Raw genomic sequence first — 21,514 nt, forward strand, 5'->3', positions numbered from 1 at the left:
GGTTCCCGCCATGATCCCGGCGGCCGGAACCCGACGCCCTCCCCCGCACGTTGAGCGTTCCGTGAGCGAGACCACGACCGGCGGTGGACGCCGCGTCAGCAGGCGCACCCTTCTGATCGGCGGCTCGGCGGCCGGTCTCGGGGCGGGTGTCGCGGCCTATGCCGCGCGGGACGAGCTGGCCCGGATGTGGTGGCGGCTGCCCGGGGTCGACAAGCCCCGTAAGGCGGGGGCGGTCGATCAGCCGGGCGTGGAGTGGATCGCCGCCTCGGGCGCGAACTGGCGGTGGGCTGACCGCCCGGACGACTACGCCATCGACCGGGTGGTGATCCATGTGGTCCAGGGCAGCTTCGACGACGCGGTGCGGGTCTTCCGGGACCCCGGACACCGCGCCGCGGCGCACTATGTGGTGCGCCGCGACGGGCATATCGCGCAGCTGGTCCGGGAGCTGGACGTGGCGTTCCACGCGGGCAACCGCTCGTACAACGAGCGCAGTGTCGGCATCGAGCACGAGGGGTTCGTGAGCGAGCCGAGCTCCTTCACGGACGCGATGTACCGCGCCTCGGCACGGCTGACCGCGTCGATCTGCGAGCGGTACGACATCCCCCGGGACCGTGAGCACATCGTCGGCCATGTGGAGGTGCCGGGCACCGATCACACCGACCCCGGCCGCCACTGGGACTGGGACCGCTACATACGGCTGGTGCGAGCGGTGCGCGTGACACGGACGGCGAAGTGACGGACCCGACTCAGGTGCCGAAGACGACGGCGAGCGGACGGGCCTTGCTGTCGGCGGTGGGCCGGTCAGCCTTGTTGTCGCCGATGTAGAGCTTCTTGCCCTTGTAGATCATGGTGCAGTCGCCGTAGGTGTCCATGTCGGACTCCGCGTCCTTCATGTCGTCCGGGTGGGTCTGGAGCGTCTCCATCGCGAAGGTCTTGGGTTCGACGCGCACGACCCCGCCGGCCTCGCTGTACATGGAGCCCAGATAGGCGATCAGCGAGCCGTCGTCATCGGTCTGGACGGGGATCAGCGACCGGCTCTCCGCCATCTTCGTCTTCCCGGTCTCCTTGCCGGTCTTCAGATTCAGGCCGCTGATCCGGTCCCCCGGGCCGCCGTGGTCCACGTCCACCTCCGAGGAGAGGTAGAGGGTGCTGCTCGCCTTGTCGAGGGCGAGTTGGGTGCAGCCCTCCACGTTCGTGGCCTGGCAGTCGGGCTGGTACCCCTTGGCCAGGACGTCGATCGTGCTGAGCAGCTTGCCCTGCTTGCCGCTGTCGTCGATGGTCAGGATGTCCGTGACGCCGGACCCGCCGTCCGAGTCGCCGGTGTCGACGGCCACGACGAGCGGCGCGGTGGAGATCACATGCGCGTACTCGACCTTCTCGTCCAGCTTGTAGGACGACTTCACATCGCGGGTCCTGGGGTCGACCGTCTGGACCTCCAGCCGCTCGGTGCTGGAGTCCTCGCTGTCACAGCCCCGGATCGCGACGAGCTTGTCGTCGCCGCCCGCGTAGCCGTTGTCGTCACAGTCCGCGAGGTACGCGGGCTTCCACAGCGGCTTGCCGTCGAGCGACCAGGCTCCCCCGCCCTCCGTGCCGCCCGCGGCCACGGTGCCACCGCCGATGGTGACCTCGTCGAACTCCACCCCGGCGTTGCCCTCGCTGTCCGACCCCTCCTTCTGCCAGACCAGCTTGCCCTTCTCCAGGTCGACCAGCCCGACCTCGGTGCACGACGCGTCCTCACCGGCGCCGTCCCGGAACACGACCGCGGTCAGACCTTCCTTGGTCATATGCGGTGAGGCCCAGCAGAGCTGCCCGCCGAGCGGAAGCTGCCACTTGGACTTGGCGCCGTCGAGCGAGTAGCCCACGAGCTTGTCGACGTCGCCCTTCACAAAGGTCGAGTCCGTCACCCAGGTGCCCATGGTGTTGGCCTCCTTGCCGACCTTCGGCATGGCGACCTTGCCCAGCGTCTTCGCCTGGGCGCCCTTGGACGACGAGCCGCCGTTACCGCCGTCGTCATCGTCGGACCCGCAGCCGGTCACCAGGGCGGCCGCGAGGACCCCGCCCGCGATCAGCTTCAGGGCGGGCTTGGAGCGCCGCCCCCGCGACGGCGCCCGCCGCACCTCCCGCGGCTGCGGGGGCTGGTGCGACGGCTGGTGGTGCGGCGGCAGCGAAGGCTGCGACATCGATGAACTCCTGGATTTCCCCGTGAAGAAAACCTGTGCGCGTATCCGGCATGACAGGTCTCGTTGACGGGTAAATCCTTTCCCACGGCTCTCCGCCATTTCAAGCGGAGATTGATGTTCCGTAGGTTATGTGAAATGGCCACCGGAACAATTCGAATTCCGTGGTTATGATGAGGCGGTCCGGGCGGAGGCCGTCGGCGAGGCCATCAGCTGAGCCCCGCCCCGCGCGCCCGTTCCACCGCCGGGCCGATCGCCTCCGCGACGGCCTCCACATCGGCCTTGGTCGAGGTGTGGCCGAACGAGAAGCGCAGGGTGCCCCGGGCCAGCTCGGGGTCGCTGCCGGTGGCCAGGACCACATGGCTGGGCTGCGCGACACCGGCCGTGCAGGCCGAGCCCGTCGAGCATTCGATGCCCTGCGCGTCCAGCAGCAGAAGCAGCGAATCGCCCTCGCAGCCGGGAAAGGCGAAATGGGCATTGGCGGGGAGCCGGCCCGCCGGATCGGGGTCACCGCCGAGGACCGCGTCGGGCACGGCGGTACGGACGGCGGTGATCAGCGCGTCCCGCAGGGCGCCGATCTCGCGGGCGAACTCCTCGCGGTGCTCGGTGGCATGCGCACCGGCCACGGCGAAGGCGGCGATGGCCGGGGTGTCGAGCGTCCCGGAGCGCACCTGGCGCTCCTGGCCGCCGCCGTGCAGCACGGGCACGGGCGTGTGCTCACGGCCGAGCAGCAGCGCGCCGATGCCGTAGGGACCGCCTATCTTGTGGCCGCTGACGGTCATCGCGGCCAGCCCCGAGGCGGCGAAGTCGACCTCGATCTGACCGAACGCCTGGACCGCGTCGGCATGCAGCGGAACGCCGAATTCGGCGGCGGTGGCGGCGAGTTCACGGACCGGCTGGATGGTGCCGATCTCGTTGTTGGCCCACATGACGGTGGCGAGGGCGACATCCGAGGGGTCGCGGGCGATCGCCTCGCGCAGCGCCTCCGGGTGGACCCGGCCGAGGGGGTCGACCGGCAGCCATTCGACCCGCGCGCCCTCGTGCTCGGCGAGCCAGTCGACCGCGTCGAGCACGGCGTGGTGCTCCACGGGGCTGGCGAGCAGCCGGACGCGGGCCGGGTCGGCGTCCCTGCGGGACCAGTAGAGCCCCTTGACCGCGAGATTGTCGGCCTCGGTCCCCCCGGCGGTGAAGACGACCTCGCTCGGGCGGGCGCCCAGCGAGGCGGCCAGGGATTCGCGCGACTCCTCGACGGTACGGCGGGCACGCCGGCCGGCGGCGTGCAGCGAGGAGGCGTTGCCCGTGACGGCGAGCTGGGCGGTCATCGCCCGCACCGCCTCCGGGAGCATCGGGGTGGTGGCGGCGTGGTCGAGATAAACCATGGTGGCCTCGATTCTACGAGGCGTTGTGGGGGTGCGTGCCGGGTGCGTACCGGGTGCGTGGCCGAGGGCGTGGGGCCACGGGCTTTCTCATGGGTTCGCGAGGACCCCTCGACAGGGGCGGTAAGGAGTGTCTACGGTTTTACTCATGACAGGCACTGAGTGGAAGACCGAGTGGAACCTGGACCGCACCTACCTCAGCTCCTCCGGCGAGGTCCGCTGGGCCGCGTTCGGCGCGCCGGACGCGCCGCCGGTCGTGCTGCTGCACGGCACGCCGTTCTCGTCGTACGTGTGGCGGGGCGTCGCCCGTGCGCTGGCCGACCGGCACCGGGTGTTCGTCTGGGACATGCCGGGCTACGGGGCCTCCGAGAAGCGGGCCGGCCAGGACGTCTCGCTGGCCGCCCAGGGCCGGGTCCTCGGTGAGCTGCTCGAAGAGTGGGGACTGACCCGGGAGGGGGCGGAACCGGCCGTCGTCGCCCATGACTTCGGCGGCTGTGTCGCCCTGCGCGCGCATCTGCTGCACGGTGCGCGGTTCCGGCGGCTGGCGCTGGTCGATCCGGTGGCCCTTCCGCCCTTCGGCTCCGCCGCCTATCAGCTGTTCGGCGGTCACGCCGAGGTCTTCGAGCAGCTCCCGCCGGCGCTGCACCGGGCGCTGGTGCGGGAGTACATCGGATCGACGGGCGGGCCGGGGCTGCACCCGGCGGTGTGGGAGCGGCTCGTCGAGCCGTGGTGCGGTGCGTCGGGGCAGCCCGCGTTCTACCGGCAGATCGCGCAGAACGATCAGCGGTTCATCGATGAGATCGAAGGGCGGTATGGGGAGGTTTCGCCTCCGGTGCTGGTGTGCTGGGGCACGGAGGATGCGTGGATTTCGGTGGCACATGCGGATGAGCTGGCCGCTCGGATTCCGGGGGCTCGGCTTCGGCTGATCGAGGGGGCGGGGCATTTGGTGCAGGAGGATGCGCCTGCGGAGCTGAGCGTTGCGCTCAGTGGGTTCCTTGGGTGAGGTTTCGTTGGGTGGGGTGAGGTTTCGTTCGCGGGTGCGGGCCGGTGGCCGGTTGTTCCCCACCCCGCCCCTTCCCGGAACTGGGGCTCCGCCCCAGACCCCGGTCCTCAAACGCCGGACGGGCTGGATTGCGGGCCCTCAAGCGCCGGACGGGCTGGGTTGGGGTCCTCACGCGCCGGGCGGGCCGGGTACGGGCCCTCAAGCGCGGGACTGGTTGGCATGCGGGGCCTCACACGCCGGACGGGTCGGGGTACGAGCCCTCACACGCCGGACAGGCCGGGGTACGAGCCCTCACACGCCGGACAGGCCGGGGTACGAGCCCTCACACGCCGGACAGGCCGGGGTACGAGCCCTCACACGCCGGACAGGCCGGGGTACGAGCCCTCACACGCCGGACAGGCCGGGGTACGAGCCCTCACACGCCGGACAGGCCGGGGTACGAGCCCTCACACGCCGGACAGGCCGGGGTGCGGGGCCTCACACGCCGGGCGGGCTGGGGTGCGGGGTCTCATGGGCTGGGCGGGCTGGAGGTCGGTGTCGGATGGGCTGGTGGGTCAGGCCTTCATCCGGAGGAGTTCGGCCGCGAAGAGGCCTAGGTGGTGACGCCAGGCTTTTTGGGCTTCGGCGCGTTCCGTGTCGGCGGCCGCCGGGCCCGTTTGGGTGAGGATGAGGCGGGCGCCGTGGCCGGTGCCTTCGGTGAGTTCCCAGCGGACCGTTCCGGCGGGGTGGCCGCCGCGTTCCCAGTCGTAGGTGAGCACCCGGGGCGGGCGCGCCTCGGTGATCGGGCCCGCCGGGACCGCGTCCGTGCGGAAGCCCGAGGGGACCGGCGACCCGGCCGTCGGTTCGGCGGTGGTGTGGGTGGTGTCGGTGGTGGCCGGGCCGGTCAGCGCCCGCCAGGCCGTCTCGGCGGGGCGGACCAGCTGGCGCTCGAAGCGCAGCCGCCAGCCGCCGTCCTCGGTGGTCTCCACCGCGCCCTCGGCGAGCCCGAAGGCCTCGACGTACTGCTCGTGCAGTTCGGCCATGTCGCCGTGGGCGGCCTCCTCGCCGCCGAGCAGGGCCGCGAGCCCCGTGATGCAGGCGTGCCAGCCGGAGGCGAAGCTGGCCGCGCCGAAGCGGTCGCCGAAGGTGTGGGTGAGGGTCAGCACAGAGCCGTCGCCCTCGGGGCGCAGCTCCCAGCGGAGCTCGTCCTCGCCCCAGGTGAAGGCGAAGACATGGGGCGGGTCGAGCTCGGTGACGACGCCGTCCATGTCCGGGCCCTCGCGCCCGGGGAAGACGAAGCCCATCCGGCCCCCGACCGTCAGCTCGACCTGGACCTCGGAGGGGAACCAGTGGGCGAGCTGGGCGGGCTCGGTCAGCGCCCGCCAGACCTTCTCCGGGGGATGGGCGAGCCGACGCTCGAGGCGCAGGGCCGAGCGGCCGCCGTCGGACTGGGCGAGGGTGTCTTTCATGGCGCTTCTCCGTCGGGTGCGTCGGGGGGTGCCTCGCGTGCGTCGGGTGGCTCGGGTTCGCCGCCCGCCTCGGGGAGGTCCGGCATCGTGTCCAGGTGTCGTTCGAGCGCGTCGAGACGGTCGGTCCACAGCCGACGGTACGGCGCCAGCCAGGCGTCCACCTCGGCGAGCGGCTCCGGACAGAGCTCGTACCAGCGGCGCTGGGCGTCCCGGCGGACCCGCACCAGACCGGCCTCGCGCAGCACCCGCAGGTGCTTGGAGGTGCCCGGCTGGGTGAGCCCCAGGTGCTCGGTCAGCTCGCCGACCAAGCGGGGCCGCTCCAGCAGGAGGTCCAGGATCTGCCGTCGACTCGGTTCCGCGAGCACATCGAACGGTATGGCCATGGCCGCAATATAACGACCTGGCTATATAACCGCAAGGGAATGGAAGCCCTGGATGGAGGCGGAGCGCCCCTCAGGGCTCCTCCGTCGCCGTACTGCGCCGGTTCCACGCCCTCGGCGCCCGCCAGCCGAAGCGCATCGCCGCCAGCCGCACCGCGAACGCCACGGCGGCCGCGAGCGCACTCGTGGCCGCCGTAAGGGCGTCGAAATGGAGCAGCAGCGCCGCCGTCGAGGAGCCGACGATGGCCGGGACGGCGTACAGGTCCCGGTCCCAGCGCAGCAGCGAGGGAACCTCATGGGCGAGGAGGTCGCGGAGCACACCGCCGCCGACCGCCGTGGCCATGCCGAGGGTGACGGACGAGGTGAGGCCCAGTCCGAAGTCATGCGCCTTCATCGTGCCCTCGACGCAGAACAGCCCCAGCCCGGCCGCGTCGAAGACCCCCACGGACGCCGTGATCCGCTCGACCTCGGGGTGGAGGAAGAAGACGAGCGCGGTGGCGACGAGCGGGGTGAGGAAGTAGCCGAGGTCGGTGAAGGCGATGGGCGGCACCGCGCCGATCACCAGGTCACGGAAGACACCGCCGCCCAGCGCGGTGACCTCGGCGAGCACCGCCATGCCGAAGACGTCGAAGTTCTTCCGGACGGCGAGCAGCGCGCCGGATATCGCGAAGACGAAGATCCCGGCGACTTCCAGGGCGTGCTGGACGGACGGGGTGAACAGTTCGGTGGGCACCCGCCATTGTTATCCGCGGGCGCCCACGGCCCTCGTCCGGACCCCGTCCTGTCTCAGCTGTCGGTCTTCTTCGTCACCTTCTGTGCCGCCTCGGCACCCGGCTTCTGGTCAGGCGCCTGGTCAGGGCCACGCGGCGGTAGCCGCACATCGGACACGGACTCCGGGTGGTGGCAGGCGACCTGGTGGCCGGTGGCCAGCGACACCAGCGGCGGCTCCTGCCGCTTGCACACCTCGGTCGCCTTCCAGCACCGGGTGTGGAAGCGGCAGCCGGAGGGCGGGGAGATCGGCGAGGGCACATCGCCCTTGAGCAGGATCCGCTCCCGCTTGGCGCGCCGCCTGGGGTCCGGCACCGGCACCGCGGACAGCAGCGCCTTGGTGTACGGGTGCATGGGGCGCTCGTAGAGGTCCTTGCGGTCCGCCAGCTCGACGATCTTCCCCAGGTACATCACCGCGATCCGGTCCGAGACATGGCGGATGACCGACAGGTCGTGCGCGATGATCACATACGTCAGGCCCAGCTCGTCCTGGAGGTCGTCCAGCAGGTTGACCACCTGCGCCTGGATCGACACGTCCAGCGCCGAGACCGGCTCGTCGGCCACGACCAGCTTGGGCTTGAGGGCCAGCGCCCGGGCGATGCCGATGCGCTGCCGCTGACCGCCGGAGAACTCGTGCGGATAGCGGTTGTAGTGCTCGGGGTTGAGCCCGACCAGCGCCAGCAGCCGCTGGACCTCCGCCTTGATCCCGCCCTCGGGGGTGACGCCCTGGAGCCGGAAGGGCGCGCTGACGATCGCGCCCACGGTGTGCCGGGGGTTCAGCGAGGAGTACGGGTCCTGGAAGATCATCTGGACGTCACGCCGCATCGGCCGCATCTGGGCGGTGTTGAGATGCGTGATGTCCTTGCCCTCGAACTCGATCTTGCCCGAGGTGGGTTCGAGCAGCCGGGTGATCAGCCGCCCCATGGTGGACTTGCCGCAGCCCGACTCGCCCACCACGCCCAGGGTCTCCCCCGGCCGGACGTCGAAGTCGAGCCCGTCGACCGCCTGGACCGCACCGGACTGCCGCTGGAGCAGCCCCTTCTTGATGGGAAAGTGCTTGACCAGACCCGACACCTTGAGCAGGGGTTCGGTCGACGTCGTCGCCTTCTCCGGGACCGTCATCTTCGGATCCTTCGTGTCGGTCACAGCTTCGGCGCAATCTCTTCGGTCCAGATCCGGGTGCGCTCCTCCTGCGTCATATGGCACGCGGAGAAGTGCCCGCCGCCCCCGGCCTCGGTGAGCTCCGGCCGCTCGGTGCGGGTGATGTTGTCCTTCGGCACATCGGCGTACGGGCAGCGCGGGTGGAAGGCGCAGCCGGACGGCACGTTGATGAGGCTGGGCGGGGAGCCCTTCACCGGGATGAGCCGCTCGGTCTGGTCGCGGTCGATACGGGGCATCGAGCCCAGCAGCCCCCAGGTGTACGGGTGCTGGGGCTCGTAGAAGACCTTCTCGGCCGGGCCGCGCTCGACACAGCGGCCGCCGTACATCACCAGCAGATCGTCGGCGAGCTCGGCGACCACGCCCAGGTCATGGGTGATGATGATGACCGCGGAGCCGAACTCCTTCTGGAGGTCCCGGATGAGGTCGAGGATCTGCGCCTGGACGGTGACGTCCAGGGCGGTGGTCGGCTCGTCGGCGATCAGCAGCTCGGGGTTGTTCACCAGCGCCATCGCGATCATGGCGCGCTGGCGCATTCCGCCGGAGAACTCGTGCGGATAGCTGTCCACCCGCTTGTCGGGCTGCGGGATGCCGACGCGGTCCAGCAGCTCGATCGCGCGCTTGCGGGCCACCTGCTTGGTGACCTCGTGGTGCACCCGGTACGCCTCGATGATCTGGCGGCCGATGGTGTAGTACGGGTGCAGCGCGGACAGCGGATCCTGGAAGATCATCGACATCTCGCGGCCGCGCAGCTTGCGCACCTCGTCGGGGTCGGCGCCCAGCAGCTCCTGGCCGTTGAGCCAGATCTCACCGGAGATCCGCGCCTTGCGGCGGCCGTACTGGCCCGCGGTGTGCAGCCCCATGATGCCGAGCGAGGTGACGGACTTGCCGGAGCCGGACTCGCCGACGATGCCGAGCGTCTTGCCCTTCTCCAGCCGGAAGCTGAGCCCGTCCACGGACTTCACCAGACCGTCGTCGGTCGGGAAGTGGACGTGCAGATCGCGCACCTCGAGGAAGGAGGTGGGGGCGGGCGAGCCCGCCGCGGCCACCTCGCCCACGGCGGCGGTGCCGGTGGCCGGCAGATCGCCGTTGCCCGGCTGTCCGGAGGGCTTGGTCAGGTCGGTCATCCGAGCCTCACTCGCGGGTCGATGACGGCGTACAGGAGGTCCACGACGAGGTTGGCGATCACGATGAAGACGGCCGCGATCAGGGTGACGCCGAGGATGACCGGCAGGTCCTTCTCGGTGATCGCGTTCACCGCGAGCCGCCCGAGGCCGGGCAGGTTGTAGGTGGTCTCGGTGAGGACCGCGCCGCCCAGCAGCGCGCCCAGGTCGAGGCCGAGCAGGGTGAGGACCGGGGTCCAGGTCGAGCGCATCGCGTGCCGGCCGATGACCACCCGCTCCCGCAGACCCTTGGCGCGGGCGGTACGGATGTAGTCCTCGCCCATGATCTCCAGCATGGTGGCCCGGGTGAGCCGGGCGTACATCGCCGCGTAGAGGAAGGCGAGCGTGATCCACGGGAGGATCAGGCTCTCGAACCACATCGCCGGATCGTCACCGAGCCCCTTGTAGTCCACGTTGACCCACTTCAGCGAGTAGCTGAAGATCGCCAGCGAGAGCAGACCGGTGAAGTAGATCGGCAGCGAGACACCGGCCAGCGCGACCGTCATCGCCGAGCGGTCCCACAGGGTGCCCCGGCGCAGCGCGGAGACGACACCGGTGGTGATGCCGCCCACCAGCCACAGCAGACAGGCGCCCGCGGCGAGCGAGAGGGTGACCGGCATGGCGTCGGTGAGCTGCGGCCACACCGCCTGCTCGGTACGGAAGGAGTAGCCGAAGCAGGGCGCCGGGCAGTGGGTGACGTCCGTGCCGTTGGCGTAGTCCCGGCCGGCGAAGAGGCCCTGGACGAAGTGCCAGAACTGCACCAGGACCGGATCACCGAGGCTGAGTTTCTGGCGGATGCCCTCGATGGCCGCGGGGTCGGCCTGCTTGCCGACGAACAGCAGCGCGGGATCGGCACCTGCCCACTTCGGGATCACGAAGAAGATGGCGAAGGTCGTAAGGGTGACGACCAACAGCATCACGACGACGGCGAACAAGCGCCGGATGAGATAAGCAAGCACTGTGCGCGGCCCGGGGGTGGCCCGTGATACCCCGGTCTTGGGGGATCACGGGCCACCGCCCGCGGCCATCACCTGCCCTTCGGGCCTATCGGGTGCGGCGATGGTTAACGTGTGCGGCGGATCGGGTGACCGGCCGTCACTTGACGACGCCCAGCTGGGAGTAGTCGTAGCGGCCGTTGTAGGCCGCCGACGAGAAGGCGTTCGTCAGCCGCGAGCTGCGCCAGGTGATGTTCTTCTCGTAGATGAACGGCATCTGCACGGCCAGGTCGCTGACCTTGTGGTTCATCTTCTGGTAGATCGCCCCGGCCTTGCTGGGGTCGGTCTCCTTGAGCGCGTCGTCGAAGTACTGGTTGATCTCCGCGTTGTTGGTCTCGGAGACGTTGTAGTTACCGGTCTGCTCGATGAAGCGGCCGTCGATCAGCGGCTGGGAGAAGCCCTGGCCGGTCGGGAAGTCCGGGCCCCAGCCGGTCATGGACAGGCCGTAGCCGCGCTTCTTCATCACCGCCGGCGAACCGGTGATGCTGGCGGAGGTGCTGCCCTGGATCGGCTCCACGTTGAGGCTGATGCCGACCTTCTTCAGCGACGCCTGGAGCGCCTCGGCGGCGTCGACCTCGGCGGGCTGGTCATTGCGGGCCACGATGCTGGTGGAGAAGCCACCCGGCTTGCCGCACTGCTTGAGCTCGTCCTTGGCCTTGGCCGGGTCCGCCTTGCCACCGCGCTTGAGGATGCCGTACGGGTCGTAGTCGTCCGAGCCCTTCACGCTCTTGGGGAGCATGTTGGTGGCGAGGTCACCACCGGCCTGCGGGCCACCGCGGGTGGTCTGGAGCGACTTGTAGTCGGTGCCGTAGATGACCGCCTTGCGGCAGTGGATGTTGTCGAGCGGCTTGACCTTGGTGGTGAAGTCGACGTACCGGACGAAGCTGGTGGTGATGTTGTCGACGTTGCCCTTGTGCTGCTTGAGGGCGTCGTTACGGCCCGAGGGGGTCATACCCGTGGCGCTGAGGAAGACGTCGTAGTCGCCCTTGATCAGCAGCCGGTCGATCGCCTCGAGGTTGGAGTTGAAGGTGACCGAGACCTTGTCCGGCAGGGCCGGGCGGATCGGGTCGGACGCCTTCTTCCAGTTGGTGTTGCGGACCAGCGACAGGCTCTTGCCCGGGGTGTACGACTGGACCTTGTACGGACCGGAGGAGAACGGCCGGTTGGTGTACTTGGCGCCGGTGTCCTTGTCCGCCTTCACCGGGGAGCCGGTCGGCATCGCGAGCATCTGCTCGAAGTCACCGTTGGGCTTGGCGAGGTTGAAGACGATGGTCTTGTCGTTCGGCGTCTCGATCGCCTTCAGGCCCAGCTTGTCCTTGGACTTGTCCTTGTACGGGCCCTTGTACTCGCTCTTGGGGTCCAGGACCTGGCGCAGATAGCCGGGGCCGCCGGAGACGACGTCCTTGGCCCAGATGCGCTCGATGCCGTACTTGACGTCCTTGGACGTGATCGGGGAGCCGTCCTCCCAGGTGATCCCGTCGCGCAGGGTGTAGGTGTAGGTCTTGCCGCCGTTGGTGATCTTGCCGGTGGAGGTGGCGAGGTCGGGGGTCAGCTCGTTCGCGGCGTTGCCCGGCTTCGGCGTGTAGGAGATCAGTTGGCGCGCGTAGAAGCGGGAGAAGTCCCAGGCGAACCCGTAGTACTGACGCTGCGGGTCGAGGGAGTCGAACTCCTGCTTGTTGATGAACTTGAGGGTGCCGCCCTTCTTGGCGGACTTGGCCGCGACACCCTTCACCGCGGCGTTGAACCCGGCGCCCGAGCCCTCGTCGTCGGAATCGCCGCCACCGCAGGCGGCGGTGGCCAGCAGAGCGCCGACGACAGCCGCCGCTCCGGCGATCCGCCTGCTTCTCGAGAGCCGTTTCATAGTTGCTGCAACCTCCGGGTTAGCGGTCCTAGGCATGGCGCCGCGGAATACCTTGGGGAGCCGTCTGCCGGATGCGGCAGGGGCTGCTGATGCGTTCGAGTACGGCCGGGCGGCCGTGTGGCGCGCCGTCATCGGGTGCCCTTCGGGTCCAGGGCGTCGCGGACGCCGTCGCCGAAGAGGTTGAAGGCCAGCACCGTGACGAAGATCGCCAGACCCGGGATGATCATGAACATCGGGTCGTCCTCATAGGTGCCGACCGCCTTGGAGAGCATCTGCCCCCAGGAGGCGGTGGGCGGCTTCACGCCCGCGCCGAGGAAGCTGAGCGCGGCCTCGGTGAGGATGTTGGTGGGGATCATCAGCGTCGTGTAGACGGTGATCGGCGCCACCAGGTTGGGCAGCAGCTCACGGAAGAGGATGTAGCGCCGGCCGGCGCCCAGGCTCCGCGCGGCCTCGATGTACTCCTTCTCGCGCAGCGACAGCGTCTGGCCGCGCACGATGCGGCCGACGTACGGCCAGCCGAAGAAGCCGATGACCGAGACCAGGATGGCGATGCGCACTCCGCTGCCGGTCAGTCCCAGCAGGTCGTTGGGGAGCACCGAGACCAGGGAGATGATGAAGAGCAGCTGCGGGAAGGCCAGCAGCATGTCCATCACCCGGCTGATCAGCGAGTCGACCCAGCCGCCGAAGTACCCGGCGATGATGCCGAAGATGGTGCCGAGCACCACCGCGACCACCGCCGCGAGGAAGGCCACGAGCAGCGAGATCCGGGCGCCGTAGACGACCCGGCTGAAGACGTCGCGGCCGTTGGACGGCTCCACGCCGAAGAGGAAGTCCGAGCTGACGCCGCCCAGGGATCCCTTCGGGGTGCCGAACAGCGGGTCGATCTTCTCCTGGTGGAACTCATTGGGCGGATGCCCGAGCAGACTCACGATGAGCGGAGCGAAGATCGCCACCAGCACGAGGAAGACGACAACGATGCCACCCGCCAGTGCGAGCTTGTCCCGCTTCAGGCGTGACCAGGCGATCTGCCGCAGCGATCTGCCTTCGACGGACGCTTTGACCACATCCGCCGCTACATCGGCAGTCGCGACCGGATCGCTGTCCGTGCTCGTGCCGTGCAATGGTGCCGTCATCGTGGTGGAGACCCCTCTCGACCGGTGGTGACCGGCCCACGACTCGCCGCTGTGGCGGCTTCGTTCACAACCTGGGTGAAAGTCGCGTTCTGGTACGGAACCTTCTCGGAAGGGGTCGTACGCAGGAACCGCACCCCTTGGAGCGGGAGTCTTCAACGCGTTTGTGATCACCCGCCAGTACTCCCGGGCAATGGATGCCTAACCGTGATGTGAGGAATACCGCTCCGCTATACGGACGGTCGCGACACGAGAACGCAGCAGTAACCTCGCGCCCGTATTGGGGTGTTCGGCCCGAAAGGGGTGGAAGGCCGGTCGGGCAATCCCGTCAATCGGTGCGCGGCCCGGTACGCGGCGGGGCGCGGTGGCTCAGTACGTGGGACGGGGTTGCCCGGTACGCGAGGTGCGGCGGCTCAGTACGCGGGGCGCGGCGGCTCAGTACGCGGGACGGGCTTGCCCGGTACGCGAGGTGCGGCGGCTCAGTACGCGGGGCGCGGCGGCTCAGTACGCGGGGCGCGGCGGCGGATAGCCGTAGCCGTACGACGGCGGCGCGGCGGACGCGGCGCCATAGGCGTCACGGTCGAAGAAGGGCCGGGCATTGGCCCGCATCCACATGGCGACCGGGTCGTACTCGTCCGAGAGCGCGACCGTGGAGACCGGCAGCCCGTCCGGCACGGCGGTCACCGACTGCTCCATCATCACCCGCACCGACTGCACCGACGCGGCGCCGGTGTCGTACAGATCCAGGCCGATCGCCAGGTACGGGGCGCCCAGCGCGGGCTGCACCCAGACGCGCCGCAGCGACCGCACCGCGGCGGTGCGATGCGCGTTCTGCCCCAACAGGGCGTAGAACTGGGGGATGTCGATGGCGGGCTCGGACAGCCGCAGCGGCCCGGCGGGCAGCCGGTCCAGACCGCCCGCGATCCGGCGCAGATCCGGCCACGGGATGCCCACCCCGCCGCCGCGGGCGTGGGGGTTGAGCCAGAGGCCGTAGCGGTCGCGGTAGAGCGAGTCGGCGATGAGGCGTCCGTCGACCACCTCATGCGCGCGGTTCCAGCCACTGGCGGCCAGTTCCTGCGCGGAGGTCACACACGGGGCGTAACCGAGGCCGTCCACGTCCATGTTCCCGTACTGTGCGTCGGGCGAGCCGGGCGCGCCGTGCCACAGCAGCATCCAGACCTGGCCCTCGCCGATGGCGTGCAGCAGCGCCTCGTAGGCGTCGTACCGACCGGGAGCGACCTGCTGCAGCGCTCGCTCGACCTGGCCGGCCGCCGCCCCCCAATCCGCGCCCGCGCTCACCTGGGTCCGCCCCTTCTCATCGCCTTGCCCACACCTCACCGGGGAGCGTGCTCGCACCCCTCCTGGTCATCAAACCAGCTTACGGGCCGCGGCAGCGGACCCAGGGGTGAGTCAGAGGTCACGGTCGTAGAACGGCCGCACCCGCCCCAGCATCCAGTCGGCCACCGGATCGCCCTGCGCCACGTCCAGCAGCACCAGCTGAACCTTCCACGGCACCGGCACCGAGCCGAGTGCGCGGCCCAGCGCCTCCACCGCGCGCGCCTGCCCCTCGGGGCCGGGCTCGTCGAGCTGCACACCGACGAAGAGGGCCGGTTCGTCGCCCTCGACGCTGGCCAGGGCGCGCCGGGCGGTCCGCACTCCGGTGCCCTTGGCGAACTCGATCCCGGCGGCGGCCAGGAAGTCCACCGGCTCGTCCTGCCAGTCCGGTTCGAAGAGCCGCACCCGGCCGCCGTTGGCCGGGCCGTCGAGCTCGCTACGCCCGGCGCGGCACAACTCCCGGACGGCGGGCGGAGGCAGTGGTACGACCACCGCGCCACCGGGGTTCACCGCGATGCCGAGCTGGGGCGGCAGCCCGCGGGCGAACTCCACGGCCGGGGCGACGGTGAAGGACATATGGGAGCCGACGAGCTGGAGGAACTGCCGCTCGGAGCTGAACACCGGGACATACGCGCCGCCGTCGATCTCCATCGTGGGCAGATCGAGGCTCGGGCTGCCCGGGCCCCCGCCGTTGGGCAGCGGAATCCAGAGGTGGCTGCGGGAGAGCGTCTCGACGATGCGCGCTCCGGCGCCGGGGACGTCGACGGAGGCGGCCATCACCTCTTCGAGCTCATTGCCGGGAAACGCTGGATGCGCGGCATACCCGCCGTCCGGGAATCCTCCGTGCGCCGGGGCCACTCCGTACTGCTCCGGGAAGCTCATCTTCGTCCAACCGCCATCTCGTCCGACCTGCCCGAAGCACCCTAACCGCTGGGCGGTCCGGGGCCGGAGGGGGCGGCGGCGATCTCCACAGCACTTCCCCACCTCGCCCGGACTCGTCCTCGTCACGCTGTGTGATGCCAATGGCCGATTTTCGGCCACTCGGGGGAGAGGCGTGATCACTCGAAGGAGATGCAGCGCAGCGCGCTCGCGCCCCGCCGGTCCAGCAGCACCGCCGAGGCGCACCCCCGCGGCGGCCGCCCCTCCTCCATCCCGGTGATCAGCCGCCGCATCGCGCGCAGATGCCGCCCGAACGCGTAGGCGGAGACCCCGCGGCCACGGGCGGCCTGGCCCTCCAGCGCCTCCGTGGCGCCCACGTCCAGCAGCACCATGTGGAGACTGCGGCCCCGGCGCCGCACGTCCCGCGCCAGCCAGCGGCGGACCCACGGCAGCGCCCCGCAGTCGTGCACCACGACGCTCGCGCCCGAGCGCAGCGCCCGGCGCAGCCCCGCGTAGTGGGCGTACCGGACCAGCGGGCGGTAGAGCGCGTACGGCAGCCAGCCGGGCAGCCGGCGCTCCCACACCTCCCGGGTGTTCTGCGAGTCCACCCTGATCACGACCGCGCCCGTCTCGTCCAGGAGCGGCACCGTCCGATTGATCAGGGTGCTCTTGCCACTGCCCGGCAGCCCGGAGGCGACCAGCACATCCCCCGCCGGAAAGCGCAGCTCACACGGGTCCGCACCACCGCCCTCCACCCCCGCGCGCAGATCGTGCACCGCGCTTCTTCGACCCGGGCGGGCCGTCGACCCGGAGGGTGTGCGCCCACGCCGCGCCGGCAGGAGCCTCTGTGTCGTCGCGTGCGTTCCCTGCCCATGCACCGTGATCGTCCTCCCAGGTCGGTCAACGCTGCTCGTACCCGCAGAGTGTCAAGAAAAGGTAATGTCGGGCAAGGCTGCCCCTGTCCGGGCGGCCGGAGCCCGGTCGGATCGGGGCTTCCCTTCTCGCCCATACATGCGATGATGTCGGCGCAACTCCATACCGGCCGCTTGAATCCGCGCGGGAGAGTCCTTGGTCGTCGGCATCCGTGCCGGGTGTCCAGGGCGCCGAAGGAGCAAGTCCTCCCTTGAATCTCTCAGGCCCCGATACCGCACGGACGAGGCAGATCTGAAAAGCGGGCCGCGCGGGCGCGGCTCCACCCAAGGTGCAAGTCGGGCCCCTTACGGGCGTCACGGCGAACCTCTCAGGTTCCGATGACAGATGGGGAGGACGCACGCGTCCTTGTCGTCCGTCCTCGCCGTCGCGCGACCCCGACCTCTGGAGCCTGAATCGTGACCGACGCCCCGCCCACCCCACGCCGTACCGCGCTGGACGCGCGGCACCGCGCGCTCGGCGCCACCATGACCGACTTCGCCGGCTGGGACATGCCGCTGCGCTACGGCAGCGAGCGCGACGAGCACACCGCGGTCCGCACCCGCGCCGGGCTCTTCGACCTCTCCCACATGGGTGAGATCTCTCTCATCGGTCCGCGGGCCGGGGACGCCCTGGACCACGCGCTGGTCGGCCGGCTGTCCGCGCTCGCCGTGGGCCGCGCCCGCTACACCATGATCTGCGACGACGAGGGCGGCATCCTGGACGACCTGATCGTCTACCGCCTCGGGGACGAGGAGTTCCTGGTGGTGGCCAACGCCGCCAACGCCCAGGTGGTGCTGGACGCGCTGACCGAGCGGGCCGGCGGTTTCGAGGCGACCGTGAGGGACGACCGCGACGCCTACGCGCTGCTCGCCGTCCAGGGGCCCGAGTCCGCGGGGATCCTGAAGCGCCTGACCGACGCCGACCTGGACGGGCTGAAGTACTACGCCGGGCTGCCGGGCACCGTCGCGGGCGTCCCCGCCATGATCGCCCGCACCGGCTACACGGGTGAGGACGGCTTCGAGCTGTTCCTGGCGCCGGACGACGCCGAGCGGGTCTGGGAGGCGCTGACCGAGGCCGGCGCCCCGGTGGGCCTGGTGCCCTGCGGTCTCTCCTGCCGGGACACCCTGCGCCTCGAGGCGGGCATGCCGCTGTACGGGCACGAGCTGACCACCGACACCACCCCCTTCGACGCGGGGCTCGGCCGGGTGGTGAAGTTCGACAAGCCGGGCGGCTTCGTCGGCCGCGAGGCCCTGGAGGCCGCGTCCCGCCAGGCGGACACCGTCGCCCCGCGCACCCTGGTCGGCCTGATCGCTTCAGGCCGCCGGGTGCCGCGCGCCGGATACGCCGTGGTGGCCGCCGACGGCACAGAGATCGGCCAGGTCACCTCGGGCGCGCCGTCGCCGACGCTGGGCAGGCCGATCGCGATGGCGTATGTGGACCCGGAGTACGCGAAGCCCGGCACCGAGGGGGTCTTCGTGGACATCCGCGGTACCCGGGAGCCGTACGAGGTCGTGGCGCTCCCCTTCTACAAGCGCGAGCGCTGAGCCTCTCCGGGCGCGAGCGCTGAGCCTGCCCGAGCATGAAGCGGAGCCCCGGCCCATCGTTGAGCGGCGGCCGCGGCGGGCCCGGCCCATCGCACCCCCGGCGTCGTATCCCTGGGCGCCGCATCCCACCAGCTAAGACCCGTTTCCCAAGCACTCCCCCGTATCCAGGAGAATCGGACCATGAGCAACCCCCAGCAGCTGCGGTACAGCAAGGAGCACGAGTGGCTGTCGGCCGCCGGCGAGGACGGCGTGTCGACGATCGGCATCACCGAATTCGCGGCCAACGCGCTCGGCGACGTCGTCTATGTCCAGCTCCCGGACGTCGGCTCCACGGTCTCCGCCGGTGACACCTGCGGTGAGCTGGAGTCCACCAAGTCGGTCAGCGACCTGTACACGCCGGTCTCCGGTGAGGTCACCGAGATCAACGAGGACGTGGTGAACGATCCGGCGCTGGTGAATTCCGCCCCCTTCGAGGGCGGCTGGCTGTTCAAGGTGCGGGTGACGAGCGAGCCGGAGGACCTGCTCTCCGCCGACGAGTACACCGCCTTCGCCGAAAACTGACCCTCCTTATTCGATCGGGACCCTCGATGTCGCTTCTCAACAGCTCCCTGCACGAGCTCGACCCGGACGTCGCCGCTGCTGTCGACGCCGAACTCCACCGCCAGCAGTCCACCCTGGAGATGATCGCCTCGGAGAACTTCGCCCCGGCGGCGGTCATGGAGGCCCAGGGCTCGGTCCTGACCAACAAGTACGCCGAGGGCTACCCCGGCCGCCGCTACTACGGCGGCTGTGAGCACGTCGACGTGGTCGAGCAGATCGCCATCGACCGGGTGAAGGAGCTCTTCGGCGCCGAGGCGGCGAACGTCCAGCCGCACTCGGGCGCCCAGGCCAACGCGGCCGCGATGTTCGCCCTGCTCTCCCCCGGCGACACCATCCTGGGGCTGAACCTGGCGCACGGCGGCCATCTGACCCACGGCATGAAGATCAACTTCTCCGGCAAGCTCTACAACGTGGTGCCCTACCACGTGGACGCCGAGACCGGTCTGGTCGACATGGACGAGGTCGAGCGGCTGGCCAAGGAGCACCGCCCCAAGCTGGTGATCGCGGGCTGGTCTGCGTACCCGCGCCAGCTGGACTTCGCCGCGTTCCGCCGGATCGCGGACGAGGTCGGCGCGTACCTGATGGTCGACATGGCCCACTTCGCGGGTCTGGTGGCGGCCGGGCTGCACCCCTCGCCCGTACCGCACGCCCATGTGGTGACCACCACCACCCACAAGACCCTGGGCGGTCCGCGCGGTGGCGTGATCCTCTCCACCGCCGACCTGGCCAAGAAGATCAACTCGGCGGTCTTCCCGGGCCAGCAGGGCGGCCCACTGGAGCATGTCATCGCGGCGAAGGCGGTGTCCTTCAAGGTGGCGGCGAGCTCGGCGTTCAAGGAGCGCCAGGAGCGCACGCTGGAGGGCGCCAGGATCCTCGCCGAGCGCCTGACCCAGGACGATGTGCGGGAGGTGGGCGTCGCCGTCCTCTCCGGCGGCACCGATGTCCATCTGGTCCTGGTCGATCTGCGCGACTCCGAGCTGGACGGGCGGCAGGCCGAGGACCGGCTGCACGAGGTCGGCATCACGGTCAACCGCAACGCGATCCCCAACGACCCGCGGCCCCCGATGGTCACCTCGGGTCTGCGGATCGGCACCCCGGCGCTGGCCACGCGCGGCTTCACCACGGAGGACTTCCGCGAGGTCGCCGACGTGATCGCGGAGACGCTCAAGGCGCCCTCTCCCTTCGGGGCGGCTGACGCGGAGGCGCTGAAGGCCCGGGTCACCGCCCTGGCCGACAAGCACCCGCTGTACGCGCACCTGTCCGAGTAAGCCGGAGCAACCCGGACCGGGGGCGCGTCCGCCCTGGCGCGCCCCCGCCGCACCACCCCACGCACGGCCCGCACGCTTCCCCGGCGGGCACACGCTTCCCCCGGCGTGCAGACGAAGGAGTCTCCCGGTGGCCATTTCCGTATTCGACCTCTTCTCGATCGGCATCGGCCCGTCCAGTTCGCACACTGTCGGGCCGATGCGGGCCGCGCGGATGTTCGTCCGCCGGCTGAAGAACGAGGGTCTGCTGGCCCACACCGCGTCCGTCCGGGCCGAGCTCTTCGGCTCCCTGGGCGCCACCGGTCATGGCCACGGCACCCCGAAGGCCGTGCTGCTGGGCCTGGAGGGCAACTCCCCGCGCACCGTGGACGTCGATACGGCCGACGGCGAGGTGGAGCGCATCCGCACCACCAAGCGGCTGCGGCTGCTCGGCGCCGAGATCGGCCCCGGCCACGAGATCGACTTCGACGACTCCTCCCAGCTGATCCTGCACCGCCGCCGCTCACTGCCGTACCACGCCAACGGCATGACGCTGTGCGCGTACGGCGCCGAGGGCCATCCGCTGCTGGAGAAGACGTACTACTCGGTCGGCGGCGGCTTCGTGGTGGACGAGGACGCGGTCGGCGAGGACCGCATCAAGCTCGACGACACCGTTCTCACCCACCCCTTCCGCACCGGTGACGAGTTGCTGCGGCTCTCCCAGGAGACGGGCCTGTCCATCTCGGCCCTGATGCTGGAGAACGAGAAGGCCTGGCGCACGGAGCCGGAGATCCGGGCCGGGCTGCTGGAGATCTGGCAGGTCATGGAGGCGTGCGTGGCCCGCGGCATGTCCCAGGAGGGCATCCTGCCCGGCGGCCTCAAGGTCCGCCGCCGCGCCGCCACCGCCGCCCGCGCCCTGCGCTCCGAGGGCGACCCGGGCGCCCGTGCCATGGAGTGGATCACCCTCTACGCCATGGCGGTCAACGAGGAGAACGCGGCGGGCGGCCGCGTGGTCACCGCCCCCACCAACGGCGCGGCAGGCATCATCCCCGCCGTCCTGCACTACTACACCCGGTTCGTCCCGGGCGCCGACGAGGAGGGCGTCATCCGCTTCCTCCTCGCCGCGGGCGCCATCGGCATGCTCTTCAAGGAGAACGCCTCGATCTCCGGCGCCGAGGTCGGCTGCCAGGGCGAGGTCGGCTCCGCCTGCTCGATGGCCGCCGGCGGCCTCGCCGAGGTCCTCGGCGGCTCCCCGGAGCAGGTGGAGAACGCCGCCGAGATCGGCATGGAGCACAACCTCGGCCTCACCTGCGACCCGGTCGGCGGCCTGGTCCAGATCCCCTGCATCGAGCGCAACGGCATGGCCTCGGTCAAGGCAGTCACCGCCGCGAGGATGGCCCTGCGCGGCGACGGCCGCCACCATGTCTCGCTCGACAAGGTCATCAAGACCATGAAGCAGACGGGCGCGGACATGAAGGTCAAGTACAAGGAGACGGCGCGGGGCGGGCTCGCGGTGAACGTCATCGAGTGCTGACGGAGGG

Annotated in this window: 19 protein-coding genes and 1 riboswitch; of the genes, 6 read left to right on the plus strand and 13 right to left on the minus strand. The window is 70.4% G+C overall.

The features are described 5' to 3' along the window. The first annotated feature begins 61 nt into the window (after window positions 1-61). Window positions 62-736 carry an N-acetylmuramoyl-L-alanine amidase gene (locus LIV37_RS16470; protein WP_020868251.1) on the plus strand — a complete coding sequence of 225 codons (675 nt, stop codon included), beginning with the start codon at window positions 62-64 and terminating at the stop codon, window positions 734-736. A 10-nt stretch (window positions 737-746) separates the two neighbouring features. Here the strand turns inward: LIV37_RS16470 and LIV37_RS16475 are convergent, their stop codons facing one another. Then, the gene (locus tag LIV37_RS16475) at window positions 747-2,180 is read right to left on the minus strand and encodes a hypothetical protein (RefSeq protein WP_020868252.1); all 1,434 of its coding nucleotides are present in this window, start codon (window positions 2,178-2,180) and stop codon (window positions 747-749) included. Window positions 2,181-2,386: 206 nt separating this feature from the next. Further along, window positions 2,387-3,556: a cysteine desulfurase family protein gene (locus tag LIV37_RS16480; RefSeq protein WP_020868253.1), complete on the minus strand. Its 1,170-nt coding sequence runs from the start codon at window positions 3,554-3,556 to the stop codon at window positions 2,387-2,389. A 145-nt stretch (window positions 3,557-3,701) separates the two neighbouring features. On the opposite strand from LIV37_RS16480, the gene LIV37_RS16485 reads away from it, so the two are divergent. Further along, entirely contained in the window at window positions 3,702-4,556 is an 855-nt protein-coding gene (locus tag LIV37_RS16485) for an alpha/beta fold hydrolase (protein ID WP_020868254.1), read from the plus strand. A gap of 554 nt (window positions 4,557-5,110) precedes the next feature. On the opposite strand, the gene LIV37_RS16490 is transcribed toward LIV37_RS16485, so the two are convergent. The 11 genes from LIV37_RS16490 to LIV37_RS16540 form a co-directional block, all read right to left on the minus strand. Further along, the gene (locus LIV37_RS16490) at window positions 5,111-6,004 is read right to left on the minus strand and encodes an SRPBCC family protein (RefSeq protein ID WP_020868255.1); all 894 of its coding nucleotides are present in this window, start codon (window positions 6,002-6,004) and stop codon (window positions 5,111-5,113) included. Then, a complete protein-coding gene (locus LIV37_RS16495) occupies window positions 6,001-6,387 on the minus strand; it encodes an ArsR/SmtB family transcription factor (protein WP_020868256.1) in 387 nt (128 codons plus the stop codon). Before LIV37_RS16495 ends, LIV37_RS16490 begins: the two co-directional genes overlap by 4 nt. Before the next feature lie 70 nt (window positions 6,388-6,457). Next, window positions 6,458-7,117: a trimeric intracellular cation channel family protein gene (locus LIV37_RS16500; protein WP_020868257.1), complete on the minus strand. Its 660-nt coding sequence runs from the start codon at window positions 7,115-7,117 to the stop codon at window positions 6,458-6,460. Window positions 7,118-7,170: 53 nt separating this feature from the next. Beyond that, window positions 7,171-8,274, minus strand: a complete 1,104-nt coding sequence (locus tag LIV37_RS16505) for an ABC transporter ATP-binding protein (RefSeq protein ID WP_121825419.1) — start codon at window positions 8,272-8,274, stop codon at window positions 7,171-7,173. Window positions 8,275-8,294: 20 nt separating this feature from the next. Next, window positions 8,295-9,437 carry an ABC transporter ATP-binding protein gene (locus LIV37_RS16510; RefSeq protein ID WP_020868259.1) on the minus strand — a complete coding sequence of 381 codons (1,143 nt, stop codon included), beginning with the start codon at window positions 9,435-9,437 and terminating at the stop codon, window positions 8,295-8,297. Beyond that, a complete protein-coding gene (locus tag LIV37_RS16515; protein ID WP_121825421.1) occupies window positions 9,434-10,408 on the minus strand; it encodes an ABC transporter permease in 975 nt (324 codons plus the stop codon). The genes LIV37_RS16510 and LIV37_RS16515 overlap by 4 nt, the downstream gene beginning before the upstream one ends. Window positions 10,409-10,568: 160 nt before the next feature. Then, window positions 10,569-12,329 carry an ABC transporter substrate-binding protein gene (locus tag LIV37_RS16520; RefSeq protein ID WP_020868261.1) on the minus strand — a complete coding sequence of 587 codons (1,761 nt, stop codon included), beginning with the start codon at window positions 12,327-12,329 and terminating at the stop codon, window positions 10,569-10,571. 128 nt (window positions 12,330-12,457) lie between these two features. Continuing rightward, a complete protein-coding gene (locus LIV37_RS16525) occupies window positions 12,458-13,462 on the minus strand; it encodes an ABC transporter permease (protein WP_121824868.1) in 1,005 nt (334 codons plus the stop codon). A 498-nt stretch (window positions 13,463-13,960) separates the two neighbouring features. Then, complete coding sequence (locus LIV37_RS16530) at window positions 13,961-14,758, minus strand: enhanced serine sensitivity protein SseB C-terminal domain-containing protein (protein WP_020868263.1); 798 nt, start codon at window positions 14,756-14,758, stop codon at window positions 13,961-13,963. 111 nt (window positions 14,759-14,869) lie between these two features. Further along, window positions 14,870-15,676, minus strand: a complete 807-nt coding sequence (locus LIV37_RS16535; protein ID WP_020868264.1) for an enhanced serine sensitivity protein SseB — start codon at window positions 15,674-15,676, stop codon at window positions 14,870-14,872. A 176-nt stretch (window positions 15,677-15,852) separates the two neighbouring features. Next, window positions 15,853-16,551 (minus strand): AAA family ATPase, encoded by a 699-nt coding sequence (locus LIV37_RS16540; RefSeq protein ID WP_121824867.1) that lies wholly within the window; start codon window positions 16,549-16,551, stop codon window positions 15,853-15,855. A 169-nt stretch (window positions 16,552-16,720) separates the two neighbouring features. Next, window positions 16,721-16,831: riboswitch (glycine riboswitch) on the plus strand. A 170-nt stretch (window positions 16,832-17,001) separates the two neighbouring features. On the opposite strand from LIV37_RS16540, the gene gcvT reads away from it, so the two are divergent. The 4 genes from gcvT to LIV37_RS16560 all read left to right on the plus strand — a co-directional run bounded on the left by gcvT (window position 17,002) and on the right by LIV37_RS16560 (window position 21,507). Beyond that, the gene (gene gcvT / locus LIV37_RS16545; RefSeq protein ID WP_020868266.1) at window positions 17,002-18,129 is read left to right on the plus strand and encodes a glycine cleavage system aminomethyltransferase GcvT; all 1,128 of its coding nucleotides are present in this window, start codon (window positions 17,002-17,004) and stop codon (window positions 18,127-18,129) included. 180 nt (window positions 18,130-18,309) lie between these two features. Next, complete coding sequence (gene gcvH / locus LIV37_RS16550; protein ID WP_020868267.1) at window positions 18,310-18,690, plus strand: glycine cleavage system protein GcvH; 381 nt, start codon at window positions 18,310-18,312, stop codon at window positions 18,688-18,690. A gap of 26 nt (window positions 18,691-18,716) precedes the next feature. Next, window positions 18,717-19,997, plus strand: a complete 1,281-nt coding sequence (glyA, locus tag LIV37_RS16555; RefSeq protein WP_020868268.1) for a serine hydroxymethyltransferase — start codon at window positions 18,717-18,719, stop codon at window positions 19,995-19,997. A gap of 127 nt (window positions 19,998-20,124) precedes the next feature. Beyond that, on the plus strand, window positions 20,125-21,507 hold the full coding sequence (locus LIV37_RS16560; protein ID WP_020868269.1) for an L-serine ammonia-lyase: 1,383 nt from the start codon (window positions 20,125-20,127) through the stop codon (window positions 21,505-21,507). Window positions 21,508-21,514: the final 7 nt, after the last annotated feature.

The organism is Streptomyces rapamycinicus NRRL 5491 (genome assembly GCF_024298965.1).
Lineage (GTDB): Bacteria > Actinomycetota > Actinomycetes > Streptomycetales > Streptomycetaceae > Streptomyces > Streptomyces rapamycinicus.